We start from the raw sequence: 361 nt of genomic DNA, 5'->3' as shown, positions 1-361 counted from the left end.
TTCATTTCGTGAATCCAGTATGGTAGCTGGGCGTCATGAGCAGACCCACACCCCCGACCTACAAGACCAAGAACTGGCCGGCCTATAATGAAGCGCTCAAGCGCCGGGGCTCGCTGACGATCTGGCTTGACCCTGAGATGACCTGGGATGCCGCGCCGACAGGACGGCGTGGCCGCCAGCAGATCTACAGCGACGCCGCCATCCAGACGTGCCTTTCAATGAAGGTCTTGTTCGGCATGGCGCTACGGCAGACGACCGGGTTTGTTGAGAGCCTGCTGAAACTGATCGGCTTGGACTGGGCAGTGCCCGACTTCAGCACGCTGTCCCGCCGCCAGAAGACCTTGGCCGTGAACATCCCCTA

General features: G+C 60.7%; 1 protein-coding gene. It reads left to right on the top strand.

Annotated elements, in window-relative coordinates; all coding sequences use genetic code 11:
• Window positions 1–35 precede the first annotated feature (35 nt).
• Window positions 36–361: transposase (locus CVV76_RS24505; protein WP_146010404.1), on the top strand; the 326-nt coding region annotated here is incomplete at its 3' end.

It is taken from the genome of Acidimangrovimonas sediminis, from assembly GCF_002871005.1.
Taxonomy (GTDB): domain Bacteria; phylum Pseudomonadota; class Alphaproteobacteria; order Rhodobacterales; family Rhodobacteraceae; genus Acidimangrovimonas; species Acidimangrovimonas sediminis.
Note: the sequence above shows the minus strand (reverse complement) of the source record. Positions and strands in the feature narration are given on the sequence as shown.